This window comes from Faecalibacterium sp. An192 (genome assembly GCF_002160175.1).
Taxonomy (GTDB): Bacteria; Bacillota; Clostridia; order Oscillospirales; family Ruminococcaceae; genus Faecalibacterium.
Genome location: NZ_NFKB01000054.1, coordinates 1 through 18,255, shown reverse-complemented (window position 1 = coordinate 18,255; position 18,255 = coordinate 1). Strand labels below are relative to the sequence as shown.

Sequence of the window (18,255 nt, the reverse complement as noted above, 5' to 3'; positions counted from 1 at the left end):
CCCCTGCGAGACTTCTCAGATTTCTAAGACTTCTAAGACTTTTGATACTTTCTCTTATTTTCTCACAGGTCAGTACTTTTTTACAGTCGGGGGATTATGGAGCGGTTACTATTAAAATGCCAGCCGACATCTGCATGAAGCAGAACATCTGCTGGCATCTTATGTGAACTAAGAAACCTATTATTTGAGTTTATCCATAATTTCCTGCGTGCTCATACCATCAGCCATGAGCTTTTTCAGTACTTCTTCAAGTTCGGCTTTTTGGGCTGCCTCAGCTTCTGCCGCTTCGTGTGCAGCCTGGGCAGTCTCCAGCTTGGCAATTTCCTTATCCAGCAACTTCACTTGGGCGTTGAGTGTTTTCAACTCGGTCTTCAATGCAGCCAATTCCTCAGTTTTGGACTCGATCTGTTGGATAAGGTCAGCTTTAGCAGCCTGTTTTTCAGAAATCTGCGTTGCATAGTCTACATTTACAGTGGCAGCTTTCTTCTTGTTCTTGGAACCTTTCGGACGAGGCATGGGATCACGCTCCTAATTATAGTTTTATTGCTTTAAGTATAGCGGATTAGAAGCGAAATATCAATCATTGATTATAACTTTATAATATTGCAATTAATTTTTATATATTCAAATAATCATCATAAACTTAACTATATCCTATATCTATGCGAATTTTCACAATATCTATTATAAGACATACGATTTTATAATTTCATTCGCATATTTGCAAGAATCGCCACCCCAGCCCTATCTGCACGCCACGTCAGCACTTCTACGATTTACTGTGCTCTGGATAACGGTCTGTTGCGAGACACCTTGCGGGTTTATCTGCGAATTAAGTACAAAAAGATCTGAAAGGCGAACAAAAAGAACAAGGCATGCTTTCGTCGTTCCATTTCGGACAGACCGCAGGAAGCGAACGAACGCACGAGAAGTGGAGATTTCGAAGCGGACACGATTGTGGGTTCAAAAGGCCCGGCAGCCATTGTAACCGCCACAGACAGGCGCAGCCGGTTCCTGCTGACTGGCAAAGTGGACCGGATGGACGCCACTACCGTCCGGGAAAAGCTGGTGGCCATGCTCAAGAGCACCGGCAAAAAAATTGAAACCGTAACCCTTGACCAAGGCAGAGAGTTCATTCAAAGTCAGCAAATGGAACAGGACCTCGGGGTCCCGGTCTATTTTGCCCATCCACATTCCCCTTGGGAGAAACCCACGGTGGAGAACACAAACGGCCTACTCCGGCAGTTTATTCCCAAGCGCCATTCCTTGGACGATGTCTCCGAAGCTGATCTTGACACTTTCTGTGCTTTGCTCAATCTCAGGCCCCGCAAATGCCTTGGCTGGCTCACTCCTTATGAGGCCTTCTTTCAAAAAGTGTTGCACTTCACTTGGCAATCCGCCACACCAAACAATTTACTGTTTTGTGCAAATGGAGTTCATTTTTTTTACTATATATGTCCTCAATAACTCGATAACCACTCCAAGCATAAACAAACTGATTGCTAACAAGGCAGCAGATCCTACCCCCCCAAAAAAAAGAATCAAGCATATTTGAATACGCTTGCCTTATATATATATTATCGTGAAATAAATATACTCCAAAAGTTGCCTTTGCGATTATCGAAATCCATTTTTTTAGGACATTTGAGCTTATTATTATATTTTCAAAAATGAGAAAGGTAGCCAAACTCTCAAATACTGTCAGAGTTTTTGTATAACCCACAACAATATCCCTAATATTCAATTGCTCTGCCAAGAAACTCGTACACATTAATTCACCAATTTTTTCCATCACATATGATAAAACAAGGAGGATAATTAAGAACATTATAATATAACGTATATTAAGCGATAATTCGGTTTTGAACCGTTTTATATAAGCACCTATCGTATACAAAACAATCATCCACCATGGAGAATACCCCCTGTTCAATGAAAAAACGTCTGTTGTAACAAGTGTAGGAACCACTGATAAAAAGATAATCTCCCCAAATACCAAAATGGAAAACTCTTTCTTATTCAGATTTTTAAGCATTTTATTAATGTAAGGGGCCAATAGGTACACAATGAAATAAGATGTAAAATACCAATATTGATTTCTCGCAATTGGGAAAAAGCTTGAAATCATATTTTTTACAGAAAAATCAATTGAAGTACCTATGAAAAAGAAGCAGAGAACAGAATATGTCTCAACTTGTCTCCAATGTGCAAGTATTTTCTTTTTATTGCAAGATGAATCAAATAGCAAATACCCTGTAGTCATTGCGTAACAGTTTACTGCACATGAAGATATAATATCTATAATTCTAACAATTTCACCCGTCACAACAAACTGATTATATGATACAGTTTTACTCCAAATATTTCCATGCCAAATGACATGTCCACATACTATTAGGAACATCATGAATACTTTTAAAAGGTCAATGCCATAATTTCTTCGATCATCATTCATTAGTAAATCTCCAATTATTTTTTAAAAAAGGAAAGGATGTCAACAATATACTCTTTAAACACTTTGTCATTAGCAAGAATTTCCAACAAAAAATAAATGATAACTCCAGACGCACACTGAATTAAAGTACCTATCAAAACATCATTTATGAACTTAGCTATAAATGTAATAGCACATAGCATCAGCGCACCGCATATAAAGGGACGCAATGCCAACGCAAAAACTTTTTTCACATTAATTATGTCACTGATCATTTTAAAATTTATACAGGACATTATAAACATTGATAAGACAGAAGCAATCACTGCACCAATTGCATCATATTTTCCAATTAAGATTGAATTCAGAATAAAATTTACAACGGCACCTGCTGCTACGGACTTAATGAAATCTTTTTCTCTTCCAACCGTCATCATATATTGCCATCCCATTACGCTATTCAGCCCCATAAAAACAACAATTGGTGACATCAGCGACATAAGGGTTTCTACTCCATCATACTCCAGGCCAAAAAACCAAGATGAAAAATTTTTCGACACACCTACCAATCCAAACATCATTGGTATACCTATAACAAAAACAAACCCAAATGATTTGTACATATATTTTTTCAATGTTTTTTCGTCCCCAATTGCGTAACATTGAGCAATTCTAGGACTCACAACTAACCCCAAAGACGTGATAACCGTGACAACCATTTTTATAATTTTATCAGCCTGCCCATATAAGCCTACTTGAATCATACTCGACATGTTTCCAAGCATGACCTTGTCCATTAGCATATAAATCGAATCTAAGCATTGAGGAATAAAAAAGATCACTGCCGGTTTAAAGTGTCGAAAAGAGTTCTTTGCTGGGCCAATAAAAGTGTTTATTTCCTTTTTTATGTCAATCCATAATGTAATATTCCCAATTAGAAGAACAATTACATGACAAAACACATAAATGAATAACTGACCTTCATTTCTCACAAAGAAAAAAATGCACAATATACCGATCAATTTCACCAAAATATTACGTATTGTAATTGTTTTGAATTTTTCTGCTCCATAATAATACCACGAGATGTCAATTGCATTTGCGATTAATTCCAAGATAAATATAGTATAAATCAATCGATAGGCGGAGTTTATTGCAAATATCAAATAGATCGTTGTAACAAGTATAACATTGCATGCTCTACTCCATACAATTTCCCAAAAGGTTTCCGTTCTTTTCTTCAAATCTCTATTTGTATATGCAATTTCTCTCTGTCCATACATTTGATAACCTAAAACGCCAAAGAGAACGAAATAGCTTACAACTGAATATGTATAGTTATATATACCAATATTTTCAACCCCTAGTACACGAGAAACATATGGCGTTGTTATCAACGGTGTAATTAGTGTTAGTACCTTATATACTACATTGTACAAATAATTAACTGTTAAACTATTGCTTTTTTGCATTTATTTCACGCTCCAGCAAAACTTTGTCTTTTCTTTTTTTATATAGCGCAATGAAGCATCTTCTTGGAAAAAGGTAATATGCCATCTCCAACATTCGATGTCTTAAAGATATTTTCCTTTCAACATATTCAAATGATTCAGAAAATGGCGATTCTCTAAACGCATTGAACCACTTTTCAAAGTAACGGCTTTTACATGAGTTGTACCATGGGCGTCCGAAAACAGTTTCAACATAATGAATTATCGCTGGCTTATTAAATGCATTTGCTATTTGTATTTCCGTATAATATGCCTCTTTACTGAGATTTGTAAGTTGTAAAATGCCCTTAACTCCCCAACTATATTCCGGCAGGAAAACCATGTAACAAGGAGCGATTGGCAAGATATAACCCTTGCAAACAATATTGATAATGTCTTGATCATGAAAAGAATATTTGCACCGCATTCTTATCATATGCTCTTCAATTCTTTTCAACATATTATCTTCTTTCCACTTTTTTACATTAAACAAAAGAACCCCGGAATTAAAGTATAAGTCAGAATCATCAAATCCTATGGCTTTTTTATGAAAATTCGGTAATATATCAATAACCGCACCGAGCAAATTATCTCGTAAATTAATTTCAAATAGTTTTTGTAGCGATTCACACACACATGTATCACAATCAATGTATAAAAGTTTATCAATATAATTGGGCAAAATGTCAATCACATAAAATCTTGCATAGGCAGCAAAGGAGTGATAATATCCCTGTGAATTGACTCCAATTTCTTTTAGCTTTTCAAGCTTATCAATTACACTAATAAACGAAATCTCTTTTCCTTTATCTTTTACCTGTTTGTTCAATATTTCTTTATTCTTACAAGAAATGCCACTGTCTAATATAAAGAATTCGATGGGCGCCTGCATATTTGACTTTATAACAGATGCTATTGCAACCGAAGCCAATTGTGCATAATTATCATCCGCGGCAAGACATATATAAATCGGTCTCATATCAAAACCCTCCACGAATAAAATGATAAGGTTCAACATGGTATAAATACTTCATTTTCAAAAGAAAGGCTTTTCTTTTCCACCGTTGGATAGAAAAGAGTTTATCTTTCCAAGTTATCCTTGACTGCTTTCTATCGCTTTTAATTTTTTCAGCATATGCCATATTAAGTTGAACAGACGAAGCTCTTTCAATTGCTTCTTGTTTTAGCTCCACTGGAAGAAATATGTTGGGGGCTATTAAAAACGAATTTCCTAGACGACTTAGGTAACATGTATCCATCTTCCTTTTTTGAAAATGTACATATGCAATCTCGGTCCTATTCTCTCCTTCATTGGTAAGAACAACATCAAATAGTTTACCATTTTCCCAAGCAAAATATTGTTTAACATCAACAGTATCATCAGTTTCATCAAGATAAGTATATATTTTTCGAAAAGTATAAAAGAAGACATCAAGATCTGCAAAAACGGGTGCCTCATACACTTTTAATTTGCATTGCTTAGCTATTCTTGAAACGCCATACGGATACTCATCAAAATTATTCCAAATTTTCCTGCAACTAAATGCATCTTTATAGTAAATGCAATCCAAGCGTTTTAACTCAAACAGTCTGTTTACAGATAAAGAGTTCTTGTACAGACACAAATGTCCATGCGAAAAAATTTTTTCATTCTTTTGAAGAATCTCATCAGTAATGAATTTACTTAAATCGCCAAAAATCAAGTCGACATCACAGTGTCCCCAAAAATCATATTCATTCAAAAGTTCTTCAAAAATATATCCGTAAGCAGGTTTGAATGTACACAAGTCATATGGTTCCTGAATAGCGATTTTAAACGAGAATTTATTTTGAATCTTATTTACAACTTCTTTAAACGTGCATTTAACAATCTTAATGTTTGGGCTATTAGATTTAATATTGTTATCAGTTAGAATAATAAAATCTATTATTTTGTTTTTTTCTGCGGACTCAAGCCAAAGACTAAAGTAGTTTGGTAAGTTTCCGAAATAAGGAATTAGTAATCCTATTTTTTTCATCTGCTTTCCTCAACAAATTTATATATTTTCATCATTTTTTCAGCGCACTCTTTCGAGTTTTGTCCAGCCTCGATGATTTTTTTCTTTGCATCCTCCCTGTGATAATTTAGAGCACAGGTTTCAATTGATTTAGCCCATATATCTGCAGTATTCTCAATCGGCAAAAAGTATACATAGTCGGTAGCCTGTGCTTCTTTAACAATATTATCTGAAAAAAAACATGGCAGTCCACTGGCTTGGGCCTCAAAGCCAACAATTGGATTTCCTTCATACAGCGAAGGAAGTATAAAAACATCCATAGCAGAGTACATAAGAGATGTATTGTTACATACACCATAAAATATTATATTGTCTTCAATTTTTAAATCCGTTGCTCTTTTTTTCACCGCCTCTTCTAATGCACCCGTTCCTATCCATAAAAACTTATACTTTATTTTGTTGATCTTTAGTTGGTTCAAAATGTCTAAAATAAACATCGGATTTTTTTGCGATGACATACGGCCAACTGTTCCGATTAACAGAGTTCCTTCTGGGCACTCTAGTTCTTTTCTCACCTTTTTACGATTTTCTATAGAAAACTTAAATGCATCGGCCTCTATTCCACAGTATACAACTTTATGTGGGCATTTATTTAGTATATTAGATGAAAACATCCATGTAATAGCTCGTTCGGAACACCCCAAACAATAATCAGGTTTATGCAACCCAATGTTTTTCATCATTCGATGCACAAATAGTTTTAAACCTTTATGCGGAGGGTCAACACTATCTCCATGACAATGTACAACAACCTTAACACCCGGAAAAGTTCTTTTAATTAGCCAGCAATAAAGTAAAATATCCGCTGTTGTCCCATTAATATGGACAATTTCACATGAGATCTCCTGAACGTATTTCAAAACAGTAAGCATTCTATTTTTTAGCCGGTGAATCGGTGTTGCGCCAATATTTACGGGTGCATCTAAAACACATCCTCCATACTTGTCGAACTCATCTGTAAAAATTGCTTTGCTCTTTGTTGGACGCAGTGGCAAAACCACATACTGGTAATCATTTTCCATGTATTTTTGAAAATTCGTAATATATCTTTCCACTCCTCCACTTCCCCATGCAGATACAATTTGTAAAATTTTCTTCAATTCCGTCTTACCTTCTTTCCAAGCAAAAAGCCAAATTTTGCGTTAATAATATATACAACAGGCATTAATGTTAACACAATAAACAGCAGTCCAATTATTCCCACAACGATTGAAGTAATATCACTCAAATTATCTCCAATCGTTTTCCTAACAATAAAAGTAAAAGCACTTCCAACTTTCCCATGCAATCCATAATATAGTAATGTGTTCTTCCCAACAAACACTAACCATTTACAAGGTTTTACAGACTTTGCAAATAAAATAATCATCCATACAGAAATAATAGAAAGCAAATAATACATAAGAATACTATTTCCATAATAGTAGAATGTTATAGCGTTTCCTCCAATACAGTATCGGTCAAAAGCAAAACATATAATGTACAAGCAGATACTTAATGGAAGGTATTTTTCATTCATAATCTTTATTGTGCTCTCTTTTTCATGTTGGTGAATAAGATATCCCATACTTAAAAAGAAACAAGAGGAACCCCACATTTGAATATGCCATGGTAACCTCATATCATTTGTTAGTAATGAAAACGCAACACTTATTAAGCTTACAATAAATGACACCAATGCAATTCTATTTGTGCTTCTTGCTAAAAGTACTATGAGATAAAATACAATTTCTGAACCAAATAGACATACAAAAAACCATCCTTCATCTCCCTTTCCTCTTATTTGAAGGAAAAAATCCATCAATTGGGAGGAAATCCCCCCCCCATGGACATTAAACGACAGTATCAATCTCGATACAATTGTTAACATTCCCATCCAAAACCATGGCAATAAAATTGTTCTTACTTTTTTATAAAGGAAGGATATAAATGAATTTTCCAAGTGGAAAGTATATCCTGACGCAAAAAGAAAGGCTGACAGGAAAAAGGGTGCATAGCACGTTGCGACGTTATCTGGAAAGAAGGGAAAGTGTCCGATCATTGTGCATAACATACAGATCCCTTTTAATACATCTAACCAAACTATTCGCCTTCCGGCCATATTTAAAGTTACATTTTCTTTCATGTTAACTTGCCCTCCTTGATCCAGTTATTATATTATACAAGTCAGGACTTACTTTCTCTATGGCACCACCCAAAATAATTAATCCAAAACATACCAAAACTGGAATCGCAAAAAAGCTTAACAAAACAAATCCTTGACTATATGGTACAATCTTTTCTACCAGTTTTCTCAAAAAGAGTAACGTCCATTCGTGAGCACAGAACACAAAAAAAGTCTTAGCTTCACAATATTTTAATACTCTTTTTTGTTTCTTACTGTGCAAGTGATTCATAATATTGACTTTAGAAAACATGATAAAAACGCCGCAAATAATAACCGATTCATGTATTATATAAATATCACTTTGGAAAAAGAATTCCAATATCGCCAATAATAAAACCGCTATACCATATTCAATAATATGGATAGATCTAATTTTCTGATTAATAGTTTCAATCCGGACGTTATATTTCACAACGTAATATCCCAGCAAAAAAAACAGGATACTTTGTGTCTCAATAAACCTAAGGTTGATTCGGCAAAAATACATTGCCAGAACAATAATTAAAGTTATTTTGGGTATCCTATCAGCGATTTTCTTAATTACATACGAAAGTAAATTCAAAACAAATAAATCTTTTATGAACCATAGTGGATATACAAATGGTTTGCTCCTCTCAAAAATAGCCAAATATGCATCAACCCAATCCCAAAAGGAAAAATCTCCTACTCTGTTTTCTGGATTAGAAAAAAACATATCCAGCTGTGGAATTTTTTGTGCCACCCAAAAAAACACAAGCCATAATGAATTCCAGAAAACAAATGGAATTACTAATGTTTTAAATTTCTTTTTAATGTTATCCGTCCATTTGAATTTTTTTCGGTACAGCAAAATGGCAGATAATACAAAAAAGCAAGGAACAGCTGATCGTGCCACAATTTGTGCTATTACCCAAATCACAAAATCAGCCACTGTGCTCATTCCCGTGCCACTTGACATATGAATAAGTACAACTAATAGCATACTGACAAGCTTTATATCAGAAAATCTATTAGATTCCTCTCTGGTCAAGGAGTAAATCTCTTCCATGTTTAACCTGCTTCTTTCTAACCGAGAATGGATTTAATAAAACTACAGACAACAATATGTTGGCGTTCATATATTGCTGTGCCCCATAAACGCCACTTATCATCGCGTTCCAAAGATATGCCGTTATAACCAACGCAACAGTAATTGGTGTAATTTTGCCACTAATATCTTTTTTGAAAAACCATTCTTTTAAAACGACACAATATCCCAGCATTCCTACTAATCCTGTTGACAGGAGTAGTGTGAGGAAATCATTATGAGCACTAATTCTCAACCCGTACAGCCTTTCATTCAAATTATATAGGAACGTAAATCCTCTACCAAACAATTTTTCCCATATATTTGCTTGTAAGAAAGATTCTATGTCTATTTTCCACCAGATCAATCTTCCGCTGCTAGTTGCTTCCCAAAAATTATCGGAAATGTATTGATTCTCTCCCATTAACACAAACCGTTGCAGTATTGAACTGTTCAAAAGGAAATATATTATCCCCACCAGGAGGCAAGGCACAAGGAGCTGTTTAAATTTATATGACCGTAATTTCAAAAGATATAAAACAATCAAAAAAACTAAAAAAGAAACCATATAGGTTCTGCTTCCAGTCACTGATAGCAAGGCAAACGGCAAAAGGAAGTACAGTAAATCTATTAACTTTAGCTGCCTATTCTTAAAGTAACATAAATACACTGTGGCAATTAAACACAAATTTCCTGAAAGTTTATGCCCTGAATCGCAAAAACCATAGTACACTCTTTGTCCATTTACAAAAAACCAATTCGATGAAATTAATAATCCTGCACAAACAATGAAAAGTAAAAAATTTGCTGTATAGAACAGCGTTTTGCCCATTAACTCAATTTCGTTACTTAGCATGATTCTTTCTTTTATTCCTGAAAACTTCCACAGTGCCAAACATGTTGCCGTCAGAAACATCGCATTTTCTAAGTCAATAGACAAATCCTTAATTTGTATTAGAATGACGACATCCACAAAAAAAAGGCCAAATAAAAATAGCACATCCTTTTTTTTCAAGTTCCTAACATATATCATCAATAATATAAATACTTGCATGAAACCCACAAGTTTTCCTGCCGGAATAGAGCTTGGAATCAATTTATTGATCAGCGAAACAAATGAATTAAGCATTATAAGCCAAATATAAACTCTATAATAGCTCATTTATGCTTCCTCCAAATCATGATAGAACGCAAGCAATTTCTTGTGCATACATTCCATACTATAATTATTTTTAATTTTTTCAATATTCTCTTTTGAAACATTGTTCATCATAGCTTCATCTACGCAACATCTAATCATTGCCTCACTCAGTGCTTTGACATTCCCTACAGGGACGAGAATACCATTTTCTTTTGTGACTACCTCTGGAATTGCACCTACTGGTGTACTAATGATTGTCTTTCCACATGCCATTCCCTCTAATATAGACATAGGAAGTCCTTCATCATAAGATGGCAAAACCACTGTAGAAACAGCTTTCAACAGTTCAAGTTTCTTTTCAAAATTTGCCCAACCAACTACCTGTATATTATCTTCCAGATGTTTACTTTTGATCAGATTTCTTACTTTATCTATATCACCGTCTCCAGCCAAGTAGCACTTAATATTAGGAACGGTCTTCCTAGCAACCTCAACGGCTCGAATTAAATCGTAAGTTCCCTTTCTCTGTCCTATGCGTCCAAGAGCCAAAAAAGCCTCTTGATGTAGCCTCGAATCTTGAATAGCTGGAGCCAATCGCGTCATGTCAATACCATTTTCTAGAACACGACAGTTCGTTAAATTGAATTTTTCTTCAAAAGCACTTTTCCAATATTCTGATAAAGCAATTACCAAATCTGCGTTTTTCAATATTTCAATTACACGTTTTTGTTTATGAACGGAGATACTATCAAAAAAAGATAGATATTGCGCCCCATGAATATGTAGAATAACTTTCTTTTTCCATTTTTTTATTACGTCTATATACAATCCCTTCCGAAATGTACTTCCGCGAGATGCAACATGCACGTGATAAAGATCGTAATTTTTTTTAGTTAAGCAAAATTTGATAAAAGCAAAAAACGAATAAAAAATCCTTACGAATATATTACCATCAATATAAGATTCATATACATCGATATCATACTGCTTATTTAGCTTTTCATCATTCACGATTTCTTCAATAACCGTCGCCATTCCACCCTTTGACCTAGTGGGGCTAGGGCCAACTATCAATATTTTCATTTATTCCCTTTCTTATGAACTCAGTCTAGATTCAACCAATTGCCTACCATAATGTCAAAATCATACGATGCAAATCTATCAAAACCAGCCCCATTAGTAAAAGTAATTTCGCCGAAATAAATCTTATCTTTCACAATGTAGAAATCTACTCTAGCGTGTTTGAATGGTGCGGATAGCTTTGCTGCATAATCCAATACCTGGTTTATGCAAATTGGCTTTTCAATTGCTCTTCCTGAAATTTCATATCCCATTCCAGCATTGTTTATACGATTCCATTTGCAATCGAAAAAGTCCATCTTGTGATTAGTAAATCGATCTGTGTCGACACGAATCATCTTAGGATGACCATTAAAGCAAAAAACTTTATAATCGCGAAGCTGAGTATCATCTGCGCTTTCAATAAAATCTTCTACAATTACTCTTGGTCGCTCAACCCCGTAAAACCATTCACCATAACACGGAAGGAATTTTGCCTTCAGCCATTTTCTACATCTGCTTATTATTTCATTCTGAGTTATTTGGAGCTCACCATTCTGAATAATATTGAATGTAGAGCCATGTGTAACCTTAATCACATACTTTTTTGGCAGTTCTGAAAATGGAATTTCTTCAGGATTAAATCCTTGCCAAATCAAATGATTTAAAATATCTTCACACCCCTGTTGCTTTACATACTCTCTCACAGCATATTTATCGCAACATTTGGTCATAAGAGGATTTTTCTCATACAATTTAATCCATTGCAGCTTTTCGTTATATGTTTTGGGGTTCTTTAAGTCAAGCGCATAGTGTTGCTTTAAAAAAAACAATATTTTTAAATCCCATTCTGGCGAAATTTTATATAACAAATTAAACGGAAGTAATATGACGTTTTTAAGCAAATTATTCATTTATAAACTCCTCTAAGCTTCTTATAATCCTGGCAGTATTACTTTTGTAACTTGCATATGTAGTTCTCTTAACTGTATCCAATGCTTTCTGAATATCGCAGTCTATGCACGGATAGATTAAGTTCAATTCGGAAAATTGATTTACAAGCTGAATCTGATGATCGTCCACATGTTCACCATATTTTTTCAGCCTTGGAACTGCAATGACTTTTTTACCTTTTTTTACTGCACCGATTATCGCGCCTGTTCCTCCGTGTGTAATTACTATATTCGATGAATCCATTATTTTATCAAATTCATCTCTGTCTAAAAACCTTTTGTATTTGAAGTGCTTTGGTTTATATTCGCTATACCCTATTTGCGCAAATATCTCTTCATCTGTTTGCAGTTCGTCTACAGCCTGCAGTAAGCGGTCAAACTGGAATTTTTGTGATCCTAATGTGACAAAAATCATCAGTAAATCCCTCCGAGATAAATTGCGTTCGGATAGAATTTCTTCATTGACTTCCACTGTACATAAAACCGATCAGCAAATTTATATAAGAATTTTCCCGTCTCAGTAGGCGAGTATATTTTAGCGAAAGACTCTATGTAAACCAATTTTTTCCCAAAAAGCTTTGCAATTAAGCATAACGGAATCATTGCAAGAACACCTGTTGTGATAATGACATCCGGTTTTTCTTTCACAACGAGTACAAGCGATTTAAATGCATTTGTAATCATCCAAACAGGGAGAGTCCACTCCTTACGATTTACCTGATGAAGGTAATACATCCTCTTACCTTTGATTGAAGCTTTATATTCTGTTGCCTCAGTTACTACAATACTGTCATACTCATCCATAAGGGGTTTTAACATAGAAATTTGTTCAAAATGTCCCCCAGATGAAGCAGCAAAACAAACTTTTTTCTTTCCCATCATTCTTAATCCCTCTGAAAAATATCCCTTGTGTACACTTTTTCTTTCACATCATCTAGACATATATCATAACGATTCGCGATAATAGCTTGAGACATACGCTTGAACTTCTCCAAGTCATTCACAACAACACTACCAAAGAAAGTGCTTCCATCTTCCAGTGTCGGTTCATAGATCACAACCGTAGCACCTTTTGCCTTAATTCGCTTCATAACGCCCTGAATACTACTCTGACGAAAATTATCAGAATTGCTTTTCATGGTCAAACGGTACACGCCGATTACACAATTCTTTTCTTCATCTGCTCTATAATCGCCGTGGCTGTAATAGTCGTAATAACCAGCAAGCTTCAACACACGGTCAGCAATAAAGTCTTTCCTCGTCCTGTTGCTCTCCACAATCGCCTGAATCAGATTTTCAGGCACATCTTCATAGTTGGCCAGCAGTTGTTTGGTGTCTTTTGGCAGGCAATAGCCGCCATATCCGAAGGAAGGATTATTGTAGTGGCTGCCGATGCGCGGGTCCAGACATACACCATCAATGATTTGTTTGGTGTTGAGGCCCTTGCTCTCCGCGTAGGTATCGAGTTCATTGAAATATGCCACACGCAGTGCCAGATACGTATTGGCGAACAACTTTACTGCTTCGGCTTCGGTGAACCCCATAAACAGAGTATCGATGTTTTCCTTGATCGCGCCTTCCTGCAAAAGTGCAGCAAACGTGTGAGCTGCTTCTACCAGACGCTCGTCCTCTATATCAGTGCCCACAATGATGCGGGAAGGGTACAGATTGTCATAGAGGGCCTTGGACTCTCTTAAAAACTCAGGGCTGAAAAGAATATTTTTGCTGCCTGTCTTTTCTCTGATACTCTTTGTATATCCAACGGGGATAGTGCTCTTAATGACCATAATGGCGTTGGGGTTATATTTCATAACCAGTCCAATGACATTCTCTACAGCAGAAGTATCAAAGTGCTGGGTGGACGAATCATAGTTTGTCGGCGCCGCAATCACCACAAAATCAGCTGCGCTATAAGCCATCTCCGCGTCGAGGGTTGCGGTCAAATCCAAGTCTTTCTCTGCCAGGTATTTTTCAATGTATTCATCCTGGATTGGAGATTTTCTTTGGTTCACCATCTCGACTTTAGACGGAACAATATCGACCGCAAATACTTTTTCATGCTGGGCCAGAAGCACAGAAATGGAAAGGCCCACATAACCCGTTCCAGCCACCGCGATTGTATATTTTTTCTCCATAATTCTTCCTCCAACAATTAACTTCTAACTTTATTTGAACTTTCCCCGGATTAGAGAAAAGGCGGATCTTTTAGCAAATTTCCATAGATACTCCGGGACTATGGGTATTATCTTTACCTCCACTGCTCATGAAACCATCTTTGATTTCAACAACACTAAAGGTAATCCATCTTGCCTTATGGCACGTATCCTGTAGCCATTCTGCCGGCATGTGCTGATTTTCAATTTTTTTCATCTCAAACACGACGAACAGCGGGTAGACTTTCGTCTATCCGCTGCGGCATAACTACCCTCCTCAAGTCGGCCAAAAACGCCCTATCTACGGGCTTTTTGCTCACTTTTCCGGGTAAGAAAATATGAACAGTATCAGGTAACCTCTCGGTTCTCTCTGACTTGTTCCTATTATGCCGCATTCAGATAAGAATTTTTTTGCAGTCCAAATTGCAGAGAAATCAAATCCGCTTTCTTTTTCTCAGGGCGTGTCACACCGTTGGGAATAAATACCGTATTTCTGTTATAGTTATCTTTAAAATACTTCTGTATTTCCCTACTCAGTACAATCATTTCATCTGCCCATTTAACAGCCATTCTTTCTCCAAAATGGATATACTTCGAGGCAAAACCGCCTTTCCATTTTTCTCGTTGCCAATCAAGGCCATGTACTGTAACAATCACTTTTTTTCCCATCAATCGGGGCAGCCAGCAAAAAGATGCCGGACCCTCGGCATGAATATGCACCACATCATATCTTCCAAATGCGCTGCAGATTGCTGCGAAGAAAGAGGCGCTCACGGCCGCCAGGCCTTTTTTCTCAATGGTTGGAACCGTCTTAATCTTCACGTCTTTGCATTCTGATTGATTTTGCGTATCGAACTCTGCTCCGCTTACATGGTGACCACCTCTATTGTAGCATGTCACTCTATGTCCTTCTTTTGCCATCCTGGTTGCGAGTTCTTCCACTACAACTTCAACGCCGCCTTCTCTCGAAGGAATTCGCTTATGGCCAAACATCGCAATCCTTAATCTTTTTTTATCCTGCACCAAACCAAACCCTCTTATATTTTTTCAGAGCTTTACAAATCTGCAAACAAATCTTGCTGATAAACTCCTGCCTTCAGCATTTGCCGAAAACTCTCCTTGACTTCCGGCACATCTTCCTTATAGGTCATCCCATACCAAGTGTCATTGGTTTTGAGAACCTTCACGCTCATCTTGCCCTGAGCCAGCCGCTCACCGATGAAAGTGGGAATCAGATATTCGGCCTTGAGGGGATTGGCAGGGACTTCCTTCTGGAAGAACTCTGCAAATCCTTCTTCCAGCATATTTAAGAAAGCCGGCGTCAAACCCCACATATTCATAGACACCAGAGAATCCAGATCCAGTTTGACGCCATCGGCTTCTGCGCCCTCAGCGGTCTTGATGATGTTTTTAGTCTCCACCACTTTGGTCAGGTTGCTGTCCGCGTCCATCGCACAGATACCACGGGTAACGCTGCCATTGTCCGACAGAGTATTTTTCAGCACAAAACCTGCCATGCAGGCATCTCCGCCCGATACCAGATATTCATGCACCGCACGGAAGCCCTCTTTGCCATAGTAATCGTCTGCATTGATCACAATGAAGGGCGTATCCACAACCTTTTTCGCAGCCAGCACAGCCTGGCCGGTGCCCCAGGGTTTGGTACGGCCTTCCGGAAGCTGACCGGGGATATCGTGCAGGTCCTGGAAGGCATAATCCACGGTTACACCGTGACCGGCACATACAGCAGCGATCCGGTCCCCGATGACCTCCCGAAATTCTTTCTCAATGTCCTTGCGGATCACAAAGACCACATGGTTAAAGCCGGCTTCGATGGCATCATGGATGGAGTAATCCATAATGATGTGACCACTTTCATCCACAGGCTCCAGCTGCTTGATGCCGCCGCCAAAGCGGGAACCAATGCCAGCTGCCATAATGAGCAACGTTGTTTTCATACAGTATTCCCCTCAAATTCATTCGAAATTTTTAAGCTTGTTAAAAGAGCACAAAATAAAAGGCTACCCTCCTCATACGCTTCGTTGCGTTTGGAAAGCAGCCTTTCGTGCCTCTCGCAGCTGTTCCAGAACCGACTGCCGTCATTTAAGACAATTGTTGTCGGCCCCAGCTTTTCAGCTTTTTAGCCCTGCAATTGAGCACAAGTTCATAGCTCAACCAGAAATCGGATGGTCAGGTATACAAATACCGCCCACCACACGCACCAGCACTACATGAAAGCTGTAATCCAGCCCCAGTGTCGAAACTTTCTCCATTTGGGAATCTCTTCAATAAAGGGAATCTCCAGCATTAGAGTTCTGATGATTTGGATTCAAAGCTGCCTTAAGATTACCGCGCTCACTAATTCTGGTAAGGAAGCCACTTCAGTCGTAGGAATGAACTTGCGACTAGGGCCAGCAGTTTTCTAAGGCTACTGTCCAACGCTCATAGAAGATTATGACGGAGCTTGGTCTGTGTTAGTAGCGTTAGGTGACACAAATCAAGTCAGTCCTCTGCCTTCTATATAGAAACACAGCCATCCATGTCCGTGCTTTCATCATCTATGTCAGACAGAATACGGTAATGTACATCAACTGATGTTCTTTGGCCTCCGTTTTTTCCTCTCCAAAGAAAGAACAGGTGCAATCTGTATTTACTGTGCATATTAACCATCGAAGTACCAATTCATTCATCATAGATCAGAATATTCCATCTTTCCAATAGAAATAAAGTATTCTAATATATATGTCATTTATATCGACCTGTGTTCCTATGATTGCTATAGGCTTTGGTCGATTTTTATCTTTATTTTTGATTTTCTAAACCTCTGTATCCGGAAAAACGGACGGATATATTGGAAAGATTTGGTACTTTTGTATTTTATCATGAAGTGACGTTAAGTTCAATAGAAAAAGCCCCTTTTTCATGATTTCACGTTTTGATCTCCGAAAAATATTTCTCCTCATTTCGTCAAATTATGTCAAATTTGCTCATAAAAGCCACGTAATACAATCAAATCTAGTTCATTTGTTGTAAGATCAATGCACTCGGACAGAAACTTAAATCGTAGAATAAAATGAAGCCATTCATAAGTTTCAAACTTATCAAACAAAAAGTTATATATATAATTCAAAAATAAAGTATAAATTGCCAATTTTGAAACACTACTGGATCACCGCAGAGTCACCAAAACTGATTCTGTCTGTCGCTATTCTAAAGTGGTCTTTTAGGGCTGCTTTCTGTTTTATCCTCCTCTCTGATCCACATGTCCATGCCCATACAGCAGAACAAAAAAGATCTTTCTCCCTGCTGCTTCTGAAGCAGCCAGAGCCTCACTAAAAACCGGACAGGTAGCTGCATTTGGCCACGCCTTGATGATCCACTCCTGGATTGCAATGGCCCTCCATATAACCCCAGCCTGCTGGCCGGAGCCAGTTCCTGTGAGTGCGCACTCCGTTCGACAGGCTCGTCTGGAAAGCAGCCGACACCGTTGACTCTCAGAGTGCATCTTTTTACCTTCAGCAGAAAGTCAATCCGGGGTTTGCCATAGAGAAAGCCGGGGTGAATTACATAAGTCCCGAGCTTCCAACCATCCTTTCACCACCTTGTGGGGGCCTGGCTGTCGATGTTACCCCAGCTCAGACTCTCATTTTAGAGCAAACCCAGAAAATAGAGTGAAGTCACCGCCGCACTGTACAGCAGTGGTATGATAAATGTGGAGATGATGAATATGCTTCACAATGAATCACGGAACTTATT

At 37.4% G+C, this 18,255-nt stretch carries 17 protein-coding genes; all 17 read right to left on the bottom strand.

All coding sequences use genetic code 11. The features are described 5' to 3' along the window. Positions 1–180: 180 nt before the first annotated feature. Positions 181–516, bottom strand: coding sequence for a hypothetical protein (locus tag B5F27_RS13525; protein ID WP_087368562.1), 336 nt, complete (start codon positions 514–516; stop codon positions 181–183). Positions 517–963: 447 nt separating this feature from the next. Continuing rightward, positions 964–1,188, bottom strand: coding sequence for a hypothetical protein (locus tag B5F27_RS17320; RefSeq protein ID WP_242962200.1), 225 nt, complete (start codon positions 1,186–1,188; stop codon positions 964–966). A 196-nt stretch (positions 1,189–1,384) separates the two neighbouring features. After that, on the bottom strand, positions 1,385–2,455 hold the full coding sequence (locus B5F27_RS13515) for an acyltransferase (protein ID WP_087368558.1): 1,071 nt from the start codon (positions 2,453–2,455) through the stop codon (positions 1,385–1,387). Positions 2,456–2,469: 14 nt separating this feature from the next. Beyond that, positions 2,470–3,906, bottom strand: coding sequence for a flippase (locus B5F27_RS13510; protein ID WP_087368556.1), 1,437 nt, complete (start codon positions 3,904–3,906; stop codon positions 2,470–2,472). After that, complete coding sequence (locus B5F27_RS13505; RefSeq protein WP_158098252.1) at positions 3,890–4,903, bottom strand: glycosyltransferase family 8 protein; 1,014 nt, start codon at positions 4,901–4,903, stop codon at positions 3,890–3,892. The genes B5F27_RS13510 and B5F27_RS13505 overlap by 17 nt, the downstream gene beginning before the upstream one ends. 1 nt (position 4,904) lies before the next feature. Continuing rightward, positions 4,905–5,942, bottom strand: a complete 1,038-nt coding sequence (locus tag B5F27_RS16600) for a DUF6625 family protein (protein ID WP_144066534.1) — start codon at positions 5,940–5,942, stop codon at positions 4,905–4,907. Next, a complete protein-coding gene (locus B5F27_RS13495) occupies positions 5,939–7,081 on the bottom strand; it encodes a glycosyltransferase (protein ID WP_087368550.1) in 1,143 nt (380 codons plus the stop codon). Before B5F27_RS13495 ends, B5F27_RS16600 begins: the two co-directional genes overlap by 4 nt. Further along, positions 7,078–8,106, bottom strand: coding sequence for an acyltransferase (locus tag B5F27_RS13490; RefSeq protein WP_087368548.1), 1,029 nt, complete (start codon positions 8,104–8,106; stop codon positions 7,078–7,080). The genes B5F27_RS13495 and B5F27_RS13490 overlap by 4 nt, the downstream gene beginning before the upstream one ends. Before the next feature lies 1 nt (position 8,107). After that, positions 8,108–9,175, bottom strand: a complete 1,068-nt coding sequence (locus B5F27_RS13485; protein WP_087368547.1) for an acyltransferase — start codon at positions 9,173–9,175, stop codon at positions 8,108–8,110. Then, positions 9,138–10,355 (bottom strand): O-antigen ligase family protein, encoded by a 1,218-nt coding sequence (locus B5F27_RS13480; protein WP_087368545.1) that lies wholly within the window; start codon positions 10,353–10,355, stop codon positions 9,138–9,140. Before B5F27_RS13480 ends, B5F27_RS13485 begins: the two co-directional genes overlap by 38 nt. Further along, positions 10,356–11,417: a glycosyltransferase family 4 protein gene (locus B5F27_RS13475; protein WP_087368543.1), complete on the bottom strand. Its 1,062-nt coding sequence runs from the start codon at positions 11,415–11,417 to the stop codon at positions 10,356–10,358. It abuts the gene before it with no gap. A gap of 20 nt (positions 11,418–11,437) precedes the next feature. Next, positions 11,438–12,307: an ATP-grasp fold amidoligase family protein gene (locus B5F27_RS13470; protein ID WP_087368541.1), complete on the bottom strand. Its 870-nt coding sequence runs from the start codon at positions 12,305–12,307 to the stop codon at positions 11,438–11,440. Next, the gene (gene pssE, locus B5F27_RS13465; protein WP_087368539.1) at positions 12,300–12,761 is read right to left on the bottom strand and encodes a PssE/Cps14G family polysaccharide biosynthesis glycosyltransferase; all 462 of its coding nucleotides are present in this window, start codon (positions 12,759–12,761) and stop codon (positions 12,300–12,302) included. Before pssE ends, B5F27_RS13470 begins: the two co-directional genes overlap by 8 nt. After that, a complete protein-coding gene (gene pssD, locus B5F27_RS13460) occupies positions 12,761–13,228 on the bottom strand; it encodes a PssD/Cps14F family polysaccharide biosynthesis glycosyltransferase (RefSeq protein ID WP_087368537.1) in 468 nt (155 codons plus the stop codon). The genes pssE and pssD overlap by 1 nt, the downstream gene beginning before the upstream one ends. A gap of 2 nt (positions 13,229–13,230) precedes the next feature. Further along, a complete protein-coding gene (locus B5F27_RS13455; protein ID WP_087368535.1) occupies positions 13,231–14,481 on the bottom strand; it encodes a nucleotide sugar dehydrogenase in 1,251 nt (416 codons plus the stop codon). A 402-nt stretch (positions 14,482–14,883) separates the two neighbouring features. Further along, a complete protein-coding gene (locus B5F27_RS13450; protein WP_343214644.1) occupies positions 14,884–15,522 on the bottom strand; it encodes a glycosyltransferase family 4 protein in 639 nt (212 codons plus the stop codon). Positions 15,523–15,554: 32 nt separating this feature from the next. After that, entirely contained in the window at positions 15,555–16,457 is a 903-nt protein-coding gene (locus B5F27_RS13445; protein WP_087368532.1) for a sugar phosphate nucleotidyltransferase, read from the bottom strand. Positions 16,458–18,255: the final 1,798 nt, after the last annotated feature.